The organism is Streptomyces sp. NPDC058289 (assembly GCF_042880975.1).
Classification (GTDB): Bacteria; Actinomycetota; Actinomycetes; order Streptomycetales; family Streptomycetaceae; genus Streptomyces; species Streptomyces stoeckheimensis.
On record NZ_JBHVYI010000148.1, the window covers coordinates 1 to 13,362 of the forward strand.

Consider the following 13,362-nt stretch of genomic DNA (forward strand, 5'->3'; position numbering starts at 1 on the left):
CCCTCGACCTGCCCGGCACGCTGCTGTTCGTGGCAGCCGTCGCGGTAGAGGCGGCTCAGCCGACCTCACCGCCCGCGCCCGTCCGCGTAGCCCTGACTAGCCGACCAGCAGGTCCTTCTTCAGCTGCTTCAGCTCGCGGCCGTCGATGCCGAGGCCGCTCTTGAGGTAGTTGTCGAAGCTGCCGAACTTCGACTGGACCTCGTCGTAACCGGCGTTGAGGTACTCCGGGCGCACGTCGAGCATCGGCTTGTAGACGGCCGCCTGGGCGGCCGGCAGGTGCGAGAGGATCGCGTCGTTGGCGGCCTTGCGGTAGTCGTTGCTGGCCAGGTAGTCGGCCATCACGGTCTCGCTCGGCACGCCGAGGGCGGTCAGCAGGGAGGCGTTCGCCCAGCCCGTACGGTCCTTGCCCGCGGTGCAGTGGAACAGGACTCCGCGGTCGCGGTCGCGCTCGAGGCCCTCGAAGACCTGGGTGTAGGCCTTCTTGCCGCCCTCACCGCTGACCATGGCCTTCTCTGCGTCGACCATGGCCTTGACGGCCTCGTCGGGGGTCCTGGGCATGACCTGGAACGAGCCCGAGCCCGCGAAGACGTCGGCGACGACGTGGTTCGCGCCGGCCGGGACCTTGTCGGCGTCCTTGGTGCGCTCGCTCTCCATGCGGAGGTCGAAGATCGTCTTGACGCGCAGGCGCTGGAGCTTGGCGAGGTCGTTGTCCGTGAGCTTGTTCAGGGCGTCGGAGCGGTAGATCTCGCCCATCTTGACCCACTGGCCGTTGGTGGTGCGGTAGCCGCCCGCGTCACGGAAGTTGGCGGTGCCCTCCAGCTTGATCAGCCGGTCGGCCAGGCGCAGACCCTCACCACGGTCGGGCTCGAAGTCGAACCACTGCCGGTCGGCGGCGGGCAGCCCGCCGACCACGGCCTCACCCTGGGCGCCGCCCTTGGCGACGACCTTGCCGTTCGCCTTGATCTCCACGCGCTTGGTGCCCTTGGCGTTCCACTTCAGCGTGTACGCCCCGTCGGCACCGGCGGTGACGGTGGCCTCGGTGAAGGGAATGGAGGAGTGGCCGTGGTGCCGGCCGCCCCAGGGGAGGTCCCACCCGGAGGCGGAGGCGGCGGGAGCCGCGACGATGGCGACGGTGAACGTGGAGGCGACGACGGTCGCGGCGAGCAGTGCCTTCTTCATGCCCCCGAGACTCTTGGCCCCCGAATAACGCAACGTGAACTCGGCATGGCCGAAACCGACCCCGGGGACGGCAACTGTCAAAACGTGCCATGCGCCTGGCCGGCGGGGGAACGCACCCCTGTGGCAGGGCTCGCCTGGGCAGGCGGGGCGGGGCACGCCGCGGACCCGCGCGCGGCGCCGTCGCCGGGGCCAGCCCCCGGGCCCCCGCTCCTCAAACGCCGGAGGGGCTGGATTCTGGCCTGCGCCAGCCCGCATCTGCCCCCTTTCAGCCGTCCGGCGTTTGAGGCGCGGGGTCTGGGGCGGAGCCCCAGGGGGTCCGGGCCCAGCCCGAGACCCCGCTTTCAGCCCGTCCGGCGTTTGAGGACCGGGTCAGGGCAGAGCCCTGGGAACGGTGGAAGGGCGGGTAGGGGACTTTTCCCCGCAGGGCCCCTACCCGCACCCGCCCACCGGGCCCTACGCCGGGACGGCAGTGGCAAGTACCCCGACCGGGCCCCCGCCGGACGGAATCCGGCATCAAGAAGGTGTACGGCGGAAACCAGCCGTTCCGCGTCCCCATACCGCCCCCGTGACCGACTACTTCCGGACCCGATCGGTACTGTCCACTACAGTGCCCGCCAGAGCACGCGCGGGCAGTCCGGGGGGATCGAAATGGACACGGCGACGGAAACGTCCGGGGAGCAGCAGAGCAGGCCCGGGGCAGCCCACCCCCTCCAGCCGGCGCCGCCACCGACCCCCACACCGCCCCCCACCCCCGCACCCACCGGCGGAGCCACCAGCCTCGGCCCCGCCACCGGCCCCGCCGCCGGCGCGACCATCGGCGGGCGCGCCGCCGTCACCACCGGCCTCTGGGGCCGCACCGAGCAGCAGGATTTCCGTAGCCGCGTCAGAGGAACCCTCCTCGGCTCGGCCATCGGCGACGCCCTCGGCGCCCCCGTCGCCGCCCTCTCCGTCCCCGAACTCGTCGAAGCCCACGGCCCCGCGGGCCTGACCGAGCCGACCCCTCGGGCCGCGGTCACCGCCGCCACGCAGCTCGGCCTCTTCACCGTGGACGGCCTGATACGGGCCCACGTGCGCCGGGACACCGGCGCCTGGCACCCGCCGACCGACGTGCACCGCGCGTACCTCCGCTGGGCCCTCACCCAGAGCGACTGGGGCCCCGACGAGCGCCGCGAGGACAACGGCTGGCTCGCGCAGGAGGAGTGGCTCTACGCCCAGCGCTCCCCCGACCGCTCCTGCCTGACCGGTTTCGCCGACGGAGTCCTCGGCACGCTCGCCCAGCCGAAGAACCCGACCGCCCTGGACCCGGCCGCCTCCACCCGTTCCGCCCCCTTCGGGCTGCTGGTCGGCTGGGAGCCGGCCCTCGTCCTCCAGCTCGCCATCGAGTGCGCCGCGCAGAGCCACGGGCACCCCACCGCGTACCTGTCGGCCGGCGCCCACGCCGTCATCGTCCACGGCCTGACCCGCGGCGAGTCCCTCGACTCCGCCGTCCAGCGCGCACTGGGCCTGCTCGGCGTCCGCCCCGGCCACCAGCCCGTCACGGACGCCCTGCAGCGCGCGCTCGGCGCCGTCACCACGGGCGTCCCGTCGCCGCAGACGGTCGAGGGCCTGTCCCCCGGCCACGGCCGCTCCGCCGAGGAGGTCCTCGCCATCGCCGTGTACTGCGCCCTCGTCGCCGAGAACGTGGCCCACGGCCTGCGCCTCGCCGTGAACCACGGCGGCGACTCCGCGGCCACCGGTGCCCTCTGCGGCGCCCTGCTCGGCGCCCAGCACGGCGAAACGGCCCTCCCGGCGGCCTGGCTCGCCGGCCTCGAGGGCCGCGCCACGGTCCTGGAACTCGCCGACGACTTCGCCCTGGAGATGACCCAGGGCCCGGCCCTGCACGGCCCGACCGCCGCCTCCACCCACTGGCTGACCCGGTACCCGCGGGGCTGACGCCGGAGGGACCGTCGGGGCCGCGCCCGCGGCCCCTCACGGCCGTGACCACCGCCACGGCCGTGGCCGACGCACGCCCCTGCCCTCCGCACGCGCGAAGCCGTACTTTGGCCCTCCCCACACCACGGAGGTGTCAGCGCACATGCGGATCGCCACGACCGTCTTCCTGACCGACCGCACCATCGCTCCCGTCCCCCTCGCCCGCGCACTGGAGGAACGCGGCTTCTCCGGCCTCTACCTCCCCGAGCACACCCACATCCCGGTCAGCCGCGTCACCCCCGCCCCCATGGGCGGCGAGCTCCCCGACCGCTACGGCCGCACCCTGGACCCCTTCGTCGCCCTGGGCCAGGCCTCCGCCGTCACCGAGCGGCTCCACCTCGGCACCGGCATCACCCTCGTCGCCCAGCACGACCCCATCGACCTGGCGAAGCAGGTCGCCACGCTGGACCACCTGTCCGGCGGCCGCGTCACCCTCGGCATCGGCTACGGCTGGAACGTCGAGGAGGCCGCCGACCACGGAGTCGAGTGGCGCACCCGCCGCGAACTGGTCCGCGACCGCATGGCCCTGATGCGGACCCTGTGGTCCCCGCACCCCACGGCGTACGTGGGCCAGTTCTCCTCCGTCCAGGCCAGCTCGGCCCACCCCAAGCCGGTCCAGCCCCCGCGCGAACTCGCCCCGGGCGTCCCGCTGTACGGCCCCCGCACCCTGATCGGCGGCCAGGCCGGCCCGAAGCTCTTCGCCGCCATCGCCGACCACAGCGACGGCTGGCTCCCGATCGGCGGCGGCGGCCTGACGGAGTCCGTCCCGGCCCTGCGCCAGGTCTGGGAGGCCGCGGGCCGCGACGCCAAGTCCCTCCAGGTGGTCCCGTACGCCGTCCAGCCCACCCCCGGCAAGATGGCCCACTACGCCGACCTGGGCATCGAGGAGGTCGTCCTCCAGCTCCCCTCGGAGGACGAGCCCACGATCCTGCGCATCCTGGACGAGTTCGCTCAGTACCTCTGAGAGCCCCGCAGGCACATTCATGCACATTCGGTACATTCACTGCATGAGTGAGCCTGTGATCGAGTCCATGATCGAAGTGGGCAGCCACCTGGCGGACGCCGTAAAGCGCGCGTACCGCGAAGGCGTCCCCACGATCATCACGCGCGACGGCAAGCAGGAAGCCGTCGTGATCGGCATCGAGGAGTACCGGCAGCTTCGCCGGCTCGTGGACGAAGCCGAGGACTCGTGGCTGAACACACTGGCCGACGAGGCCGAGCGCGCAGGGACCGCGGGGTCCGCCACGCTCGAGGACATGGCCGCCGTCCTCCGTCACGAAGAGTGCTGACAGATGGAACAGACTGCCTACGTCACCCGCCTCACCCGGCACGCACAACGCGACCTGCTCGGAGTCCCCCGCCCTGACGCCCTGCGCATCCTGCAACGACTGGCAGAGTTCCAGAGCGCCCTCGCGGCGGGGGACACGACGGACTTCGACACCAGGCCCCTGCACGGGCACGCATCACGCCGGTGCCTCCGCGTCGGCGACTACCGCGTCGTCCACACGATCGAGGACGGACGGATCGCCATCTGGTCGCTCGCCGACGTGCGTCACCGCGAAGCGCACCGGGACCACTGAGGAATCACCCGGGGTCCGCACACGCCAGCTCCGCCCAGACCGTCTTCCCGACCAGCCGGTCCCTGACCCCCCAGTCCGCGGCGACGGCCTCGACGATGCGCATGCCGTAGCCGGCCTCGGCCCCGTACTCGTGCGGCCGGACGGCCGGGCGACGGTCCCGGCGAGCGTCGGACACCTCGATCCGCAGCGCCCCGGGGAGCAGGCTCAGCCGGAGCTCGAAGTCCCGCCCGGGAACGCGCCCATGGGCCACCGCGTTGGCGGCGAGTTCGGCGACGATCAGTCCGGCGTCCTCCGAGAGCCCGGTCCGGTCGGGGATGCCCCAGTCGTGCAGCTCGACGAGCGCCAGCTGCCGGGCGAGGCGAGCTCCGCGCCGGGTGGAACTGAAACGCTGAGTGAACGTGCGTGCGAGGGCCCGGTCGGCGCCCGAGGGTGCGGTCATGGGAGCAAACTCCCGCGTGGGGAGGGGTGTTCCCCAGCAAGCGAACCGCTACTTTTCATCTGTACGAGTTCGCGCTCTGGACAGCCTCGGTCACCGACAGTGAACATGTTGCCGGGGAGGTGACCTCCATGGCGAGTGTCGATGACAGCGGTGACGGCGGTGACAGCGAGGTCGAGCCCGACGCCGACCTGCGCAACTTCGGCGAGACGGTCAAAGCCTTCAGGAAACGCGCCGGCCTGACCCAGGAGCAACTGCACCCGCTGATCCGGTACTCCGTGCAGTACATCGGGTCGGTGGAGCAGGGGCGGCGGCATCCGTCCACGAGGTTCGTGGACCGGGTTGAGGAGGTGTTGGACGCCTTCGGAGTCATCCGCATCGCAGCGAAGCAGCTGACCCGGCGGCGGGGACTGGCGAAGTGGTTCCGGCGGTGGGCGGAGCTGGAGGAGGAGGCGGTGACGTTGAATACGTACGAGTCGCGCTCAGTCCCCGGCCTGTTGCAGCCGGAGTCCTACGCCCGTGCGTTGATCGCCGCAGTACTGCCGCTACCCACGGCAGATGAGACCGAAGCCCGCATCGCAGCGCGTCTGAAACGGCAGAGGGTGCTGCACCGCACGCCGTACACGATCTTCAGCTTCATCCTCGACGAGGCGGTGATCGAGCGACAGACAGGTGGTCCGGAGGTGACCATCGAGCTGATCGACCACCTCCTCGCGTGCGCCCGACTGCCCAACGTCGATCTGCAGATCATGCCTATGGTCAGCCCGGAACATGCGGGGCTGGGTGGGCCGTTCTGTCTCCTTGAGACAGAAGAAAACGACTGGCATGGCTACAGCGAGGGACAGCAGACGGGCCAGGTCATCTCGAACCCGAAAGACATCAGTCTCCTCCACCAGAGGTATGCCAAACTTCGCATCCAGGCCCTCAATCCGGCGGACAGCGCGGGCCTGTTGATGCGAATGCGAGGAACTCTGTGAACAGCTCCCGGTTGCGGTGGTTCAAGAGCAGCTACAGCAGTGGCGACGGAGACAACTGCGTAGAAGTCGCAAGCTGTGCCGACTCCGTCCACATCCGCGACTCCAAGCTGACGGCCGGCCCCGAGCTTGCGGTGTCCGGTCGGACCTGGGCCGCCTTCGTGGGCGGGGTCACCGCGCCCTGAGCTGCAGGTCCTCCGTAAAGCCCCATCCGCACCCGTCCCCATCCCGGAGCAGGCCGAACAGGCACCGGGTGATTAAGTAGGGATCTTCAAGGTGTGCAGAGTAATGGGGAGTTCAGAGTGAAGTCCGTTGTGCGGGGGACTGTGTGTGCGGTGGCGCTGGTGGCGGCGCTGACCGGCTGTGGGAGTGACGGGAACGCCGCGGATTCGGCCGTAGGCGTCGTCGAGATCGGCGGCGGGAAGGGCAAGTCCTCCGGCCCCCTGTCCGCGGAGCAGGTCCGGGCGGCGCTGCCGACCAACGAGATGCTGGGCGACGTCTTCGTCGGCGATGACTTGGCGGCGATCGAGGGAGAACCGGCGCGCCTGCAATGCGCCGAAGACACCGGCACTCCGTGCACCGGCGTGGTGGCCGCAGGCCACAAGGAGGCTGCCGCGAGGGGCAACGCGGACGACGACGAGGTCGAGTTCACCCTCTTCTCCTTCGATTCGAAGGAGTCCGCGAGTGCCGCAGTCAAGGGCCTGGCAGCCAAGATACGGAGCCGCGAGCCCGCACCCGAGCCGACGAAGCTCGCAACCGGCGCGGACGAAACCGAGGCGTTCACCAACGGCAGGTCCAGCACCCGTGCCGTCATGCGCGTCGGCAACGTCGTGGCGTACGTCCAGGCGAGCATCTACGACGCCGAGAACAGGAACCACATGGCCACGCTGCAGGTCGACCTGCTCAAGAAGGCCGGCTGACGGTCCTGACGGCGCAGCTTGCCCCGCCCGGCCGGGGCGAGCTGCGAGCGGCCCACCTCCGCTGCACGAGGCGGTGATGGACGCCTTCGCCTCACATGGTGACGGCCTAGGCCTTCGGGGCCGGCTTCCAGTCCTGGGCGAGGAGGCCGAACAGGGCTTCGTCCAGGAACTCGCCCATGACCCAGGCCGAGGAGCGCAGCACGCCCTCGCGGACGAAGCCGTTGCGCTCTGCGGAGCGGATCATCGGGGCGTTGTCCGCCAGCGTCTCGATCTGCAGCCGGTGCAGGCCGCGTACGACGAAGCCGTAGTGGCACAGGACCGCGACCACGTCGGTGCTGTAGCCCTTGCCGCGCGAGGACGGCAGCAGCCCGAGCCCGACGTGCGCGGACCGGCTGTGGTTGTCGATGCCCCACAGCGTCGCGGTACCGACCAGCTCGCCGCTTTCGAGGTCCACCACGGAGAACGGCACGTGGCCCTGCTCCTTGTCGTCCACCTGGAACGACAGGGCCTCCGAGCCGGCCATGAGCGGCCGCCACGGGTTTGCGGTGGCCCGCGAAGCGGTGACCACGTCGTCGTGAAGACCGGCGTGGAGGAGGGGGATGTCGTCCTCGTGCCGGGCCCTGAGCCCCACCGTGTTGCCTTTTAGCATGCAAGCTTCCTATCCGACCGTCCGGTTGGCGGCAACTCGATTGCGCCTCCCACCACCCGTCCGGAACGATGAACCGCATGGTGTCCACTGACCGGCTGCTGGCGTTCGCCGCCATGTCGTTGCTGTTGATCCTCATCCCCGGGCCGAGCGTGCTCTTCGTCATCGGGCGGGCGCTGTCCCAGGGGTGGCGGGCCGCGCTGATCACGGTGGCCGGGAACACGCTGGGGGCGTACGTGCTCGTCGTCGCCGTGGCCTTCGGGGTGGGGTCCGTCGTGGAGCGGTCCGTGCTCGTGTTCACGGCGCTCAAGCTCGCGGGAGCCGCGTACCTCGTCTACCTGGGGATCAAGGCCTTCCGGCAGCGGCATTCGCTCCGTGCGGAGTTCGGGGCGGGCGCAGCCGAGTACGGAAACTGGCGCTCGCTGTGGGAAGGGTTCGCCGTCGGGGTCGCCAATCCGAAGACCATCGTGTTCTTCGCGGCCGTCCTGCCGCAGTTCGTGGACCGCGATCAGGGGCACGTCACGGCCCAAATGCTCACGCTCGGCCTCGTGTTCAACTTCATCGCCGTAGTCTGCGACAGTGCCTGGGGCATGGTTGCCGCAACCGCCCGGAGCTGGTTCTCGCGGTCGCCGCAGCGGCTTTCCGCCGTGGGCGGGGCCGGCGGGCTCGCGATGATCGGTCTGGGTGTGACCGTCGCCGCGACCGGGCGCAAGGACTGATCCGAAGCCTGTTCCGGAGCACGACCCGAAACCTCCCCAGGGGGAAGCATGCGCGTCCGCTTACCGCTCGTGTCGCTCGTCACCGTCAGCGCCGTCGGCGCCGCCCTGCTCACCGGGTGCGCGGGGGAGCCCGAGATCACCCCGCCGAAGACGAACGTGAGCTTCAAGCCCGCGCCGACCTTCACGGCCCCGACCCCCACGGGGCCGGCGAACCCCGGCCCGGGCGTGATCCTTTGGTACGGCACCGGCGGCGAGGAGCTGCTCCACGGGCTGATCTCCGCAGCGCGGCACGCCCGGGCCGAGCACGAGGAAGGCAGGATCATGATCGATCTGGGCCCCCTGTCGTCCCGACTGGAGGAGGCCCGGGGGTACACCGTCGCCTACATCCCCGAGCAGAAGACCCACGACTCCTGGACCAAGGCCCGCGAGCACCTCTCCAACGGCATGGGCAGGGTGTTGAACGCGTCGGGCATCGCCGTGTCGCCGACGAACAAGGAGAAGGCCGCCGAGGCGGCGGCCAGCGGCTGGGCGGAGATCGGCGAGGGGATCCAGGGGCTCAAGGAGACCGACGACCAGCTCCGCGCGCTGGGCTGCATGCCGACCAAGGACCCCTGGAAGTAGCGGAGTTTCGGCCGGGTCGGATGATCTACTGAGCCGACGGCCGGTCGGGGACTCAGTACGGGGGTAGGGCGTGGACGTGAACGCGGGCGTGGGCGCGGGCGTGGAGATGAACGCGAGTGGCGACGGGCACGCCGACGCCGGCGCGCAGCGCCTCCTCGCCCTCCGCTTCGAGGAGCACCGCTCCCATCTCCGGGCCGTCGCCTACCGGATGCTCGGGTCGATCGGTGAGGCCGAGGACGCGGTCCAGGAGGCCTGGCTGCGGTTGAGCCGCACCGATGTCAGTGACGTGGAGAACCTGGGCGGCTGGCTGACGACGGTCGTGGCCCGGCTGTGCCTGAACGGGCTGCGCGCCCGCGAGACCCGCCGGGAGGACTCCCTCGACGACCGGCTGGACGGGGTCGGCCGTGCTCCCCGGATGCCCGACCCGGTTCTCGCCCGGGAGGGCGGCGTGGTCGACCCCGAGCAGGAGGTGCTGCTCGCCGATTCCGTCGGGCTGGCGCTGCTCGTGGTGCTCGAATCGCTCGCTCCGGCGGAGCGGCTGGCGTTCGTGCTGCACGACATGTTCTCCGTGCCCTTCGACGAGATCGCCCTGATGCTCGACAAGACACCGGCGGCCACCCGGCAGCTCGCCAGCCGTGCGCGGCGCCGCGTCCAGGGGCAGGCTCCCGCGCCGGATCCGGACCTGGCCCGGCAGCGCGAGGCCGTCAGCGCGTTCTTCGCGGCCACCCGCGACGGAGACTTCGACGCGCTCCTCTCCCTGCTCCACCCGGACGTCGTCCTGCGTTCCGACGGCGGCGTGGCACGTGCGGGCCAGTCGGTGGTCCTGACCGGCGCCCGGATCGTGGGGTCCCAGGCGGCCCTCTACAGCTCCCTCGCGCCGTTCGTCCGCCCCGTGCTCGTCAACGGGGCCGCCGGCGTGCTGTGCGTGGTCGAGGGCCGGCTGATGTCGGTGATGGCCTTCACGGTCACCGACGGCCGGATCACCGCCATCGACGTGCTCACCGATCCCGACCGGCTGGACCTCATCGACCTCGGCCCCCTGGCCTGACGCGCCCGTACCCTCTCCTCCATGATCGACTCACGCGCGCACATCCGGATCGCCCGGCCCTCACTCGACCTGGCCGCCGCCGAGCGGTTCTACGTGGGAGGGCTCGGGCTCGACGTGCAGTGGCGCACCACCGAGCGGGTCTCCGGGGAGCACGACCTGCTGATGGTCGGTCCCCTCGGGGGCGGCTGGCACTTCGAGCTGACCCGCGACCCCGAGAACCCGGTGGCCCCCTCCCCCACCCCCGAGGACCTCCTCGTCGTCTACCTCGGCGAGGCCCCCGACGAGGCCCTCGTGGCCCGGCTCGTGGAGCACGGCGGGACCCGTACGCCCGCCCACAACCCGTACTGGGACACCTACGGGGTCACCGTCACCGACCCCGACGGCTACCAGCTCGTGCTGTCCTCCCGCACCTGGGGCTGAGCGACGACGGCGGGGCTGAACACATCCGCCCCTACCGCCAGAACTGCGCCAGCGCCGCGTCCTTGAACGGCGCGGGGCTGACGCTCAGTTCCCCGGCGAAGGGCCGGTCGAGGGCCATCACCAGCAGCAGGCTGAACCCGATCAGGCCCGCCACCGCCGAGACGAACAGCAGCTGCATCTTCAGGCTCCGCAGCCCGAAGAGGAAGGTGAGCGGGAGGATCACCAACGCGCCTCCGTACACGAGCACTTGGAGCAGCGGCGGCAGCGAGGTCTCGGCCATCGTCACGCGCGCCCGGCGCTGCGCGGCCACGTCGTTGAGGTGGCCGACGGCCTCCCCGTAGAAGGTCTCGCTCCGGGGGCCGGCGGGCTCGTAGGCCTGGAGGGCGGTGTACAGGGCGTGCGTCTGGTCGGCGGTGGCCTCGTAGCTGGGCCGGCCCTCGCGCATGAGGGGCCACTGAATCTCGACGACGGCGTGGACGTAGTCCCCCACCGCCCGGTCCACGCGGGCGCGTTCGGCCGCGGGGAAGACCTCGGCGCTGCGGACGACCAGGGCCAGGTCGGTGGCTTCGGTCGCGACGATGGTCTGGGTGTTCTCCAGTTGCGTCCACAGGGTGACGACGACGAAGGCGAGGATGATGCCGTAGATCGCGCCGAACATCCCGAGGGCCACCCCGACCATCTCGTTGTGGTCGCCGTCCGCGAGGTGCGGGAAGCGGCGGCGCGCGGCCACGCTGCCGCCGATGGCGAGGGCGACGAAGCCGCCGACGAGCAGGACGCCGAGGAAGAACGTGCTGAGGTGATTGAGCAACCAGAGGATCATGTCCTGCCCAACGACCACCCCGTCGCGAGGGCCCGCCCCGAAATCAGCGCGAGCCGCTCCCACCCGGCAGGCCGGCCGCACCCGCCTCTTGGGCGTCGAGCAGTTCGTCCCAGTGCTCCCGCGTCCACTCGCACGCCGCGTCCAGGGGGCCCAGCAGGCCCCGGCCGAGCGGGGTGAGGGCGTACTCGACGCGGCGCGCCGGGGTCTCGTACTCCGTGCGCGCCACGAAGCCGTCGCGCTCCAGCCCACGCAGGGACTGCGTGAGGGACTTGGCGGTGATCTCGCGCAGCGGGACCTTGAGCTCCGAGAACCGGCGGGGGCCGTCCTGGAGGCAGCGCAGGATCAGCGTGGCCCATTTGTCGCCGATCCGGAACGGCACCAGGGGCGAGGGGCAGACGGGGTCGAACATCTCGGGGTCGAGGGGTGCAGGAGACGGCAGCTGCTTCTCGGTCATGATCCACACGGTAGGGCGGTATCCGATCGGTAACCACCCCTCCCCCTAGGGTCCGTGCCATGACGAACCAGGGGAACGACCGGGCCGGGACCACACCCAAGACCAAGATCATCGTGTTCGGCGCCGGCGGCCGCGTCGGCCGGGCCGTCGTCGCCGAGGCGCGGGCGCGGGGGCACGAGGTCACCGCGGCCGGGCGGGGAGACGGGGACATCACCTCGGCGGCGGACGTGGAGCGGCTCGCCGCCGGGCACGATGCGGCGGTGGCAGCGGTGTACGACATGGGGGCCGTCCCCGGCGAGTTCTTCCCGGCGGCCGCCCGCGCGCTGGCGGCGGGGCTGAGCGGGGCCGGGGTGGGACGCCTGGTGTCCGTCGGGCTGGCATCCGTACTCCCCACACCGTCCGGGCAGCCGCTGATGGACACCCCGGGCTACCCGCAGGAGTGGCGGGAGTTCTACGTCGGCCACGGCGCCGGCACCGAAGCCCTGCGGGCGGCCGCACCGGCGGGCCTGGACTGGGCGGTGCTGAGCCCCTCCGGCGACTTCACCGCCGAGGGGGCGGGGGCCGGGGGCGGCTACGCCTTCGCCCCCGCCGACGCCGGGGCCCGGATCCCGCACGCGGACTTCGCCCGGGCCGTCCTGGACGAGGTGCTCGCCCCCACCGTGCACCGCACGCACGCCGGGGTGACGGGCGCATGACCGACAGCCCGAACCCCTGGGTGGCGGACCACATCCGCCGCTTCGAGGAGACCGGCGGGATGCCGCGCCCCGGGATCCGCGATCTGCTGCTGACCACGCGGGGGCGCCGCTCCGGGGTGCCGCGACGCACGGCGCCGGCCCACGTTCCCGGCGGGGAGGCCGCCGACGCGACGTACGTCCTCACGGCGTCCAACGCGGGGGCCGGGCACCACCCGGCCTGGTACCTGAACCTGTGCGCCGACCCGGCCGTCACGCTCCAGGTCGGCGCCGAGAGCTTCGCGGCGCTCGCCCGCCCCGCGACCCCGGCGGAGACGGAGCGGCTGTGGCCGGTGGTGGTGGCCGCGATGCCCTCGTACGCGGCCTACCGGGACGCGGCCGCCGGGACGGCCGGCCGCGAGGTCCCGCTGGTCCTGGTCACCCGTACCGGCGGCTGAACCTAGGGCCTGTCGTCAGGCACGCACCTTCGGCGCCTTCGGCAGCCCGGACGACAGCGCGTTCCCGGCTCCGCCGAGGGAGGCGTCGGTCGCCTTCGACGCGGACCCGGCGGCCGAGGCCGTGATGTCCACCGCCGTCTTCGCGTCCTTGACGGCGCCCCCGGGGTGGTCGACGATCTCGCCGACGCGCTGGGTGATCGGAGGCCCCTGGATGGCGGGCTCGTCGGCGGCGTGCGCGACGGCGGGGCTGAGGGCGAGGGCCGCCCCTCCGGACAGGACGAGGGCGGCGAGGCGTCGCTTGATGGCGTTCATGCCAGTCCCAACGACTCGCCCGACGCCGAGTCACCACCGGACCCCACCCGTCCCCGCAAGGAGAACCCGCTCCGTCATGGCTGCATGAGCCGACAACGCCCGCGGCCCCGGATCGGAGGATCGATCCGGGGCC

19 protein-coding genes are annotated in these 13,362 nt (G+C 71.9%); 13 read left to right on the plus strand and 6 right to left on the minus strand.

All coding sequences use genetic code 11. The features are described 5' to 3' along the window. Positions 1-96 precede the first annotated feature (96 nt). Entirely contained in the window at positions 97-1,179 is a 1,083-nt protein-coding gene (locus tag ACFVX6_RS38920) for a tyrosine-protein phosphatase (RefSeq protein WP_389699322.1), read from the minus strand. Positions 1,180-1,827: 648 nt separating this feature from the next. Here ACFVX6_RS38920 and ACFVX6_RS38925 point away from each other — a divergent pair. The 4 genes from ACFVX6_RS38925 (at position 1,828) to ACFVX6_RS38940 (ending at position 4,730) form a co-directional block, all read left to right on the plus strand. Next, positions 1,828-3,111: an ADP-ribosylglycohydrolase family protein gene (locus tag ACFVX6_RS38925; protein ID WP_389699323.1), complete on the plus strand. Its 1,284-nt coding sequence runs from the start codon at positions 1,828-1,830 to the stop codon at positions 3,109-3,111. Positions 3,112-3,253: 142 nt separating this feature from the next. After that, complete coding sequence (locus tag ACFVX6_RS38930; RefSeq protein WP_389699324.1) at positions 3,254-4,114, plus strand: TIGR03619 family F420-dependent LLM class oxidoreductase; 861 nt, start codon at positions 3,254-3,256, stop codon at positions 4,112-4,114. Between the two features lie 43 nt (positions 4,115-4,157). Continuing rightward, complete coding sequence (locus tag ACFVX6_RS38935; RefSeq protein WP_389699325.1) at positions 4,158-4,439, plus strand: type II toxin-antitoxin system prevent-host-death family antitoxin; 282 nt, start codon at positions 4,158-4,160, stop codon at positions 4,437-4,439. Positions 4,440-4,442: 3 nt separating this feature from the next. Then, positions 4,443-4,730: a type II toxin-antitoxin system RelE/ParE family toxin gene (locus ACFVX6_RS38940; protein ID WP_389699326.1), complete on the plus strand. Its 288-nt coding sequence runs from the start codon at positions 4,443-4,445 to the stop codon at positions 4,728-4,730. Between the two features lie 4 nt (positions 4,731-4,734). Here the strand turns inward: ACFVX6_RS38940 and ACFVX6_RS38945 are convergent, their stop codons facing one another. Beyond that, positions 4,735-5,169, minus strand: coding sequence for an ATP-binding protein (locus ACFVX6_RS38945; RefSeq protein ID WP_389699327.1), 435 nt, complete (start codon positions 5,167-5,169; stop codon positions 4,735-4,737). A gap of 128 nt (positions 5,170-5,297) precedes the next feature. Here ACFVX6_RS38945 and ACFVX6_RS38950 point away from each other — a divergent pair, with 128 nt between their 5' ends. The 3 genes from ACFVX6_RS38950 (at position 5,298) to ACFVX6_RS38960 (ending at position 7,060) form a co-directional block, all read left to right on the plus strand. After that, a complete protein-coding gene (locus ACFVX6_RS38950; RefSeq protein ID WP_389699339.1) occupies positions 5,298-6,143 on the plus strand; it encodes a helix-turn-helix domain-containing protein in 846 nt (281 codons plus the stop codon). Then, on the plus strand, positions 6,140-6,325 hold the full coding sequence (locus ACFVX6_RS38955) for a DUF397 domain-containing protein (protein WP_389699328.1): 186 nt from the start codon (positions 6,140-6,142) through the stop codon (positions 6,323-6,325). Before ACFVX6_RS38950 ends, ACFVX6_RS38955 begins: the two co-directional genes overlap by 4 nt. 150 nt (positions 6,326-6,475) lie before the next feature. Continuing rightward, positions 6,476-7,060 (plus strand): hypothetical protein, encoded by a 585-nt coding sequence (locus ACFVX6_RS38960; protein WP_389699329.1) that lies wholly within the window; start codon positions 6,476-6,478, stop codon positions 7,058-7,060. A gap of 106 nt (positions 7,061-7,166) precedes the next feature. On the opposite strand, the gene ACFVX6_RS38965 is transcribed toward ACFVX6_RS38960, so the two are convergent. After that, positions 7,167-7,709, minus strand: a complete 543-nt coding sequence (locus ACFVX6_RS38965) for a GNAT family N-acetyltransferase (protein ID WP_389699330.1) — start codon at positions 7,707-7,709, stop codon at positions 7,167-7,169. Positions 7,710-7,786: 77 nt separating this feature from the next. Between ACFVX6_RS38965 and ACFVX6_RS38970 the strand changes: the two genes are divergently transcribed. From ACFVX6_RS38970 to ACFVX6_RS38985, 4 genes are all read left to right on the plus strand, one after another. Further along, positions 7,787-8,425, plus strand: coding sequence for a LysE family translocator (locus ACFVX6_RS38970; RefSeq protein WP_389699331.1), 639 nt, complete (start codon positions 7,787-7,789; stop codon positions 8,423-8,425). 48 nt (positions 8,426-8,473) lie between these two features. Next, positions 8,474-9,046 carry a hypothetical protein gene (locus ACFVX6_RS38975; protein ID WP_389699332.1) on the plus strand — a complete coding sequence of 191 codons (573 nt, stop codon included), beginning with the start codon at positions 8,474-8,476 and terminating at the stop codon, positions 9,044-9,046. 106 nt (positions 9,047-9,152) lie between these two features. Beyond that, complete coding sequence (locus ACFVX6_RS38980; RefSeq protein WP_389699340.1) at positions 9,153-10,094, plus strand: sigma-70 family RNA polymerase sigma factor; 942 nt, start codon at positions 9,153-9,155, stop codon at positions 10,092-10,094. Positions 10,095-10,115: 21 nt separating this feature from the next. Further along, the gene (locus ACFVX6_RS38985; RefSeq protein ID WP_389699333.1) at positions 10,116-10,514 is read left to right on the plus strand and encodes a VOC family protein; all 399 of its coding nucleotides are present in this window, start codon (positions 10,116-10,118) and stop codon (positions 10,512-10,514) included. A gap of 31 nt (positions 10,515-10,545) precedes the next feature. Here ACFVX6_RS38985 and ACFVX6_RS38990 read toward each other — a convergent pair whose 3' ends face one another. Then, on the minus strand, positions 10,546-11,334 hold the full coding sequence (locus tag ACFVX6_RS38990; RefSeq protein WP_389699334.1) for a DUF4239 domain-containing protein: 789 nt from the start codon (positions 11,332-11,334) through the stop codon (positions 10,546-10,548). A gap of 43 nt (positions 11,335-11,377) precedes the next feature. After that, positions 11,378-11,788: a winged helix-turn-helix transcriptional regulator gene (locus ACFVX6_RS38995; RefSeq protein WP_389699335.1), complete on the minus strand. Its 411-nt coding sequence runs from the start codon at positions 11,786-11,788 to the stop codon at positions 11,378-11,380. A gap of 59 nt (positions 11,789-11,847) precedes the next feature. Between ACFVX6_RS38995 and ACFVX6_RS39000 the strand changes: the two genes are divergently transcribed. After that, the gene (locus ACFVX6_RS39000; RefSeq protein ID WP_389699336.1) at positions 11,848-12,483 is read left to right on the plus strand and encodes an NAD(P)-dependent oxidoreductase; all 636 of its coding nucleotides are present in this window, start codon (positions 11,848-11,850) and stop codon (positions 12,481-12,483) included. After that, entirely contained in the window at positions 12,480-12,917 is a 438-nt protein-coding gene (locus ACFVX6_RS39005) for a nitroreductase/quinone reductase family protein (protein WP_389699337.1), read from the plus strand. The genes ACFVX6_RS39000 and ACFVX6_RS39005 overlap by 4 nt, the downstream gene beginning before the upstream one ends. Before the next feature lie 15 nt (positions 12,918-12,932). Here the strand turns inward: ACFVX6_RS39005 and ACFVX6_RS39010 are convergent, their stop codons facing one another. After that, on the minus strand, positions 12,933-13,229 hold the full coding sequence (locus ACFVX6_RS39010; protein WP_389699338.1) for a hypothetical protein: 297 nt from the start codon (positions 13,227-13,229) through the stop codon (positions 12,933-12,935). Positions 13,230-13,362: the final 133 nt, after the last annotated feature.

Excerpts from the sequence above, each read along its gene's own strand:
- ACFVX6_RS38965 (WP_389699330.1), bottom strand. The coding sequence starts at position 7,709 with ATGCTAAAAGGCAACACGGTGGGGCTCAGGGCCCGGCACGAGGACGAC.
- ACFVX6_RS38930 (WP_389699324.1), top strand. The coding sequence starts at position 3,254 with ATGCGGATCGCCACGACCGTCTTCCTGACCGACCGCACCATCGCTCCC.
- ACFVX6_RS38920 (WP_389699322.1), bottom strand. The coding sequence starts at position 1,179 with ATGAAGAAGGCACTGCTCGCCGCGACCGTCGTCGCCTCCACGTTCACC.
- ACFVX6_RS38940 (WP_389699326.1), top strand. The coding sequence starts at position 4,443 with ATGGAACAGACTGCCTACGTCACCCGCCTCACCCGGCACGCACAACGC.
- ACFVX6_RS38990 (WP_389699334.1), bottom strand. The coding sequence starts at position 11,334 with ATGATCCTCTGGTTGCTCAATCACCTCAGCACGTTCTTCCTCGGCGTC.
- ACFVX6_RS39000 (WP_389699336.1), top strand. The coding sequence starts at position 11,848 with ATGACGAACCAGGGGAACGACCGGGCCGGGACCACACCCAAGACCAAG.
- ACFVX6_RS39010 (WP_389699338.1), bottom strand. The coding sequence starts at position 13,229 with ATGAACGCCATCAAGCGACGCCTCGCCGCCCTCGTCCTGTCCGGAGGG.
- ACFVX6_RS38980 (WP_389699340.1), top strand. The coding sequence starts at position 9,153 with ATGAACGCGAGTGGCGACGGGCACGCCGACGCCGGCGCGCAGCGCCTC.
- ACFVX6_RS38945 (WP_389699327.1), bottom strand. The coding sequence starts at position 5,169 with ATGACCGCACCCTCGGGCGCCGACCGGGCCCTCGCACGCACGTTCACT.
- ACFVX6_RS39005 (WP_389699337.1), top strand. The coding sequence starts at position 12,480 with ATGACCGACAGCCCGAACCCCTGGGTGGCGGACCACATCCGCCGCTTC.
- ACFVX6_RS38935 (WP_389699325.1), top strand. The coding sequence starts at position 4,158 with ATGAGTGAGCCTGTGATCGAGTCCATGATCGAAGTGGGCAGCCACCTG.
- ACFVX6_RS38985 (WP_389699333.1), top strand. The coding sequence starts at position 10,116 with ATGATCGACTCACGCGCGCACATCCGGATCGCCCGGCCCTCACTCGAC.
- ACFVX6_RS38975 (WP_389699332.1), top strand. The coding sequence starts at position 8,474 with ATGCGCGTCCGCTTACCGCTCGTGTCGCTCGTCACCGTCAGCGCCGTC.
- ACFVX6_RS38995 (WP_389699335.1), bottom strand. The coding sequence starts at position 11,788 with ATGACCGAGAAGCAGCTGCCGTCTCCTGCACCCCTCGACCCCGAGATG.
- ACFVX6_RS38925 (WP_389699323.1), top strand. The coding sequence starts at position 1,828 with ATGGACACGGCGACGGAAACGTCCGGGGAGCAGCAGAGCAGGCCCGGG.
- ACFVX6_RS38970 (WP_389699331.1), top strand. The coding sequence starts at position 7,787 with ATGGTGTCCACTGACCGGCTGCTGGCGTTCGCCGCCATGTCGTTGCTG.
- ACFVX6_RS38950 (WP_389699339.1), top strand. The coding sequence starts at position 5,298 with ATGGCGAGTGTCGATGACAGCGGTGACGGCGGTGACAGCGAGGTCGAG.